This is a genomic window from Planomonospora algeriensis (assembly GCF_977012225.1).
This window is the reverse complement of sequence record NZ_CDRNDK010000449.1, coordinates 1-5,010: the sequence shown is the minus strand read 5'-3', so window position 1 is coordinate 5,010 and position 5,010 is coordinate 1. Positions and strand designations below refer to the sequence as shown.

Below are 5,010 nucleotides of genomic sequence, written 5' to 3'. Positions count from 1 at the left end.
CGAGGTGCTCGCGCTGGCCGCGGACGTGACCGACCCCGGCGAGCGTGCGGCGCGCCCGCGACGAGGCGCTCGCGCGGTTCGGCCGGATCGACGGGATCGTGCACGCCGCCGGCCTGCCCGGCGGCGGCATGGCCGAGGTCAAGGACCGCGCGGAGGCCGAACGGGTGATGGCGCCCAAGCTGGCCGGCACCATCGCGCTCCGCGAGGCGTTCGGCGACCTGGAGCCGGACTTCGTGCTGCTGTGCTCCTCGGTGACCGCGGTGGCCGGAGGGTTCGGCCAGGTCGACTACTGCGCCGCCAACAACTTCCTCGACGCCTACGCGCAGACCTGGCCCGGCCGGGTGGTCTCGGTCAACTGGGGCGCCTGGCTGGAGGTCGGCATGGCCGCCGAGGTCGCCGCGCCGGTGGCCTTCCGGGCGCTGCAGCGCGGCGACCGGGTCAGCCCGCTGGACCACCCCGTGCTCACCCACCGGCACGACTCCGCCGACCGGCTGCCCTGGGCCTCCGGGACGGTCTCCCCGGACACCCACTGGCTGCTGGCCGAGCACCGCGTCGCCGGGGAGCCGGTGCTGCCCGGCACCGGCTACCTGGAGACGGTCCGCCACGCGTTCGAGGCGACCGTGCCCGCTCCGGGGCCCGGCCACGCCGTCGAGCTGCGCGACGTCGCCTTCGTGGCGCCGCTGGCGGTCGCCGAGGGCGCCTCGGCCGAGCTGCGGGTGCTGTTCTCGCCCGGCGGGGACGGGGTGGAGTTCGAGGTGGTGAGCGTCGTCGGCGGGACGACCAGGCAGCACGCCAGGGGCGGTGCGGCGTGGGTGCCCGCGGACGCGCAGGCCGCGGACCTGGCCGAGCTGCGGGACCGGTGCTCGTACGGCTCCCGCGACGAGGCGGCGGACCTGTTCGCCTCCGCGTCCGGCCTGGTCGCCTTCGGACCCCGCTGGCGGAGCCTGCGCGCGGTGCACCTGGGGCAGGAGGAGGAGCTCGCCCGGCTGGAGGCGGCGCCCGAGACCGCCGCGGAGCTCGGCCGCTTCGGGCTGCACCCGGCCCTGCTCGACGAGGCGACCGCGTTCGTCAGCGCCGCGGGCGAGCACAGCCACCTGCCGCTGGGCTACGGCAGGATCACCGTGCACGCACCGCTGCAGGACCGGATCTGGAGCCACGCCAGGCACCGGGACACCGGGGGAGGGGAGATCGTCTCCGTCGATCTGACGCTCTACGGAGACGACGGCCGCGTCCTGGTCGACATCTCCGACTTCGTGCTCCGCCGGGTCGACACCGGCGCCGTCGCCGCCACCGTCGGGGAGGGCGCCCGGCAGACGGCGGAGCAGCCCGTCGTGGCCGAGGAGTCCGCGGCGGCCGGGGCGGGCGTGGACCTGGAAGGGGCGCAGCGCGGCATCTCGCTCGCGGGCGGCGCGGACGCCTTCCGCCGGCTGCTCGCCGCGGACCTCGGGCCCCAGGCGGTCGTCAACGCGACCGCTCTGCCGGAGTTCGTGGCGGGCGTGCGCGAGCTCACCCAGGAGACCGTGGCCGAGCGGCTGGACCTGGCGGCGGACGGCGGCGGGGGGAGCGCGGACGGCTACGTCGCGCCCCGCAACGAGACCGAGGGCATGCTGGCCGGGCTCTGGGGCGAGGTGCTCGGCGCGGGACGGGTCGGAGTGGAGGACGACTTCTTCGAGCTCGGCGGCAACTCGCTCGTCGCGGTCCAGCTCATCGCGCTGCTGCGCAAGAAGGCGGGGGTGAAGCTCCCCATGCGGACCCTGTTCCAGGTTCCCACGGTGACGGGGATGGCCGCGCTCGTCGAGGAGATGCGGGCGAAGGGGACCGCGAAGGAGGCGGCCCCGGCCGCCATCGCCCGCCAGCCCCGGACCGCCACGCCGGGTTGATCCGAAAAGGAGTGGTCCACCGGAGCGGCCCCACCGGAGCGACCGGCGCGGGCGGGGCGGCTCCGGCCCTCACGGCGCAGGGCGTTCCGTGGGGCCGGGGCCGCCGCTCCGTCCTTTCCCGCAGGCATCCCGCGGGCGCCTGTCAGGAGTTCAGCTCCGCCAGCCAGCCGAGCTGCTCCAGGCGGTCGTCCAGCGTCGGCGCGTTCAGCCCGACGACGAGGGTCGTCGCCCCCGCCTTGCGGTAGGCCTCCAGCCGCTCGCGCACCCGCTCCGGGGTGCCGCACAGCGCCAGCGCGTCCACCAGGTCGTCGGGCAGCTCCTCCATCGCCTCGCCCATCCCGCCGTCGAGGTAGGCGTCCTGCACCCGGACGGCCGCGGCGGCGAAGCCCAGGCGGTGGGCGAGCCGGTTGTAGAAGTTGACCTCCCTGCTGCCCATGCCGCCCAGATAGAGCGCGAGCATCGGGCGCACCACGTCGCGGGCGTAGTCGGCGTCGTCGTCCACCATCGCCATCACCATGGGGGAGACGGCGATGTCCGCCGGGTCGCGCCCGGCCAGGGCCGCCCCCGAGCGCAGATGGCCGAGGGACTCCGCCACGTGCTCCGGCGGGAAATGGATCGGCAGCCACCCGTCGGCGATCTCGCCGGCCAGGGCGATCGCCTTGGGGCCCATGGCCGCCAGATGGATCGGCAGCGGCTGCCGTACCGGGCCGATGGCCATGCTCAGCGCCTTGCCGCGGCTGTCGGGCAGGGGCAGCCGGAGGGTGGGGCCCGTGTGGCGCACAGGTTCGCGGGCCAGCGCGGTCCGCACCACCTGGACGTAGTCGCGCAGGTGGGCCAGCGGACGCTCGTAGCGCCGCCCGTGCCAGCCCTCCGTCACCTGCGGGCCGGAGGTGCCCAGGCCCAGCCGGAACCGGCCGCCGGACAGCCGGTCGATCGTCGCCGCGGCCATGGCGGTGGCGACGGCGGTACGGCCGGAGATCTGGATGATCCCGCTGCCCAGCTCCACCCGCTCGGTGCCGGCCGCCAGCCAGGCCAGCGTCGTCGCCGGGTCGGCGCCGTATCCCTCGGAGGCCCAGACGGACTCGTATCCCAGCCGCTCGGCCTCCCCGACGAGCTTGAGCTGCTCGCCGGGAGTGGACGCGACAGGCCCCAGGGTGCCGATGCTGAATCCCAGACGCACGAACGCCTCCTTGCTCCTCGTGGTCACCGGTTCCTCATGTCCGTGATCGCATCATCTCCGGAGACGCCCCCCACGCACAGGGCATATATGGAGAAACTGGGCACCTGATGAAATCCGGATGCCGCCGCACGATCCGCTCCAAGTCGGCTCCGGGCCGGCTCCGGGCCTGACACGCCGGAGGACGGCACCGGGAGCGCCGGGCCGCAAGCGATCCGCAACCACCGGCAACCGCACTGAAAGCGATCAGGTGTACATCGAGGGCGGCACCCGATCCTGGAAAGGACCGCCCGCGATGACACGCGCCATCCGCGCCCTGCCGGCATCGCCGCCGCGCCCGGAACGGTCACCGCGACCGATGACGCGCTCGATCGTCCGACAGAAGGAGAAGCCCGCGGTGGCGACGGCTGAGACGGTGCCGAGGCGATGGCCCCTGGCGGCCGCGAGGCGGAGCTGAAGGCGTTCGAGGCGGTCCTCGATGAAACCGGTTACAGCGGTTTCCTCGTCTTCGGTGAGCCCGGTGTCGGCAAGACACGGCTGGCGGAGGAGTGCCTCGACGCCGCCGGCCTGCGGGGGCACCCCGTGGCCCGCGCCGCCGCGACCGGCGCGGCGGCCGAGATCCCGCTCGGAGCGATGGCCCATCTGCTGCCGGACGGGGTGGACCTGTCGCACCCCGTCGCGGGCTTCGCGACGGCGGTCCGGCTCATGTCGCGGGCCTACACCGCGACGGCGCGCCTCGTCCTGCTCATCGACGACCTGCACCTGCTCGACTCCACCTCGGCCCTGCTGCTGCGCCAGCTCATGGAGTCCGGCGCCGTCTTCCTGGTGGGCACGGTGCACTCGGGCGCCTCGTCCGCGGAGAGCGCCGTGGCGCTCGGGCGGGGCGACGCCGTCCATCACGCCGACCTCGCACCACTGACGTGGCCGGAGGTGAACGGGCTCCTCCGGGACGCACTGGCCGGGCACGTCCACCGCGAGACCGTCGACCGGCTGCACGCCGCGAGCGGCGGCAACCCGCTCTACCTGGGCGAACTGGTGCGCGGCGCGCTGGCCGAGGGCAGGCTGGCGAACGACGGGGAGATCTGGCGGCTGGCCGCGGCCGAGCCCCTTCCGGTCACCCGCCGCCTCACGGACCTGATCCGCCACCGGCTCGCGACGGTGGCCCCGAGCGCCCGCCGCGTCCTCGACGTCCTCGCGCTGTGCGGCCCGGTGTCCGTCACCGATCTGGAGCACGGGTCCGGCGACGCCCTGGACGAACTGGAGCGGGCCGGCCTCGTCACCACCGTGCGGGAGGGGCGGCGCGCGTACGCCCGCCTGGCACATCCGCTCTACGCGGAGGTGCTGCCCGCGGACGTCACCGAGCCGCGCCGCCGGGAGATCCTGCGCGAGCAGGCGGACCGGCTGGAACGGGCCGGCTCGCGCCGCCGGGAGGACGCCATGCGCCTGGCCTCCTACCGGCTCACCGCCACCGGCACCGCCGATCCGGCCCTCCTCCTCCAGGCCGCCCGGCTCGCCTCGTACGGCGGCGACCACGCCCGCGCGCTCGGCTTCCTCCGGGCGATCCCCGGGGAGGAGCTCACGTTCCCGGCGCTGCTCCTGCTCGGCCGTACGCTCTCGGAGGCGGGCCGGCCGCAGGAGGCGGAGGACGTGCTGCGCAGGGCGGACGAGGCGGCCGCCACGGAGCGCCGCGCGCTCGCGGTGGCGCTGGCGCGCACGCACAACCTCATGTGGTGCCGCGGCGCGGCCCGGGAGGAGGCCGTCGCCGCGAACGACGCCGCGCGCGACCGCGTCACGAGCGCCGCGGGCCTGTGGGCGCTGCGGGTGAACGAGGCCAACATCCTGTCCAGCCTGGGGCATCACGCCGAGAGCCTCCGCCTGCTCGACGGCATGCCGGAGGAGGAGCCGCCGGCGGACGACGTCGCGGGCGCGGCGGCGTGGGCGGCCGTCGGGGCA

Annotated in this window: 3 protein-coding genes; 2 read left to right on the top strand and 1 reads right to left on the bottom strand. The window is 75.5% G+C overall.

All coding sequences use genetic code 11. The features are described from left to right. Nucleotides 1–44 precede the first annotated feature (44 nt). A complete protein-coding gene (locus ACWJ6R_RS29955) occupies nucleotides 45–1,880 on the top strand; it encodes a KR domain-containing protein (RefSeq protein ID WP_449065439.1) in 1,836 nt (611 codons plus the stop codon). Nucleotides 1,881–2,022: 142 nt separating this feature from the next. Here the strand turns inward: ACWJ6R_RS29955 and ACWJ6R_RS29950 are convergent, their stop codons facing one another. Next, complete coding sequence (locus ACWJ6R_RS29950; protein ID WP_449065438.1) at nucleotides 2,023–3,087, bottom strand: LLM class F420-dependent oxidoreductase; 1,065 nt, start codon at nucleotides 3,085–3,087, stop codon at nucleotides 2,023–2,025. A gap of 396 nt (nucleotides 3,088–3,483) precedes the next feature. Between ACWJ6R_RS29950 and ACWJ6R_RS29945 the strand changes: the two genes are divergently transcribed. Next, the coding region (locus tag ACWJ6R_RS29945) for an AAA family ATPase (protein WP_449065437.1) at nucleotides 3,484–5,010 on the top strand (1,527 nt) is incomplete at its 3' end.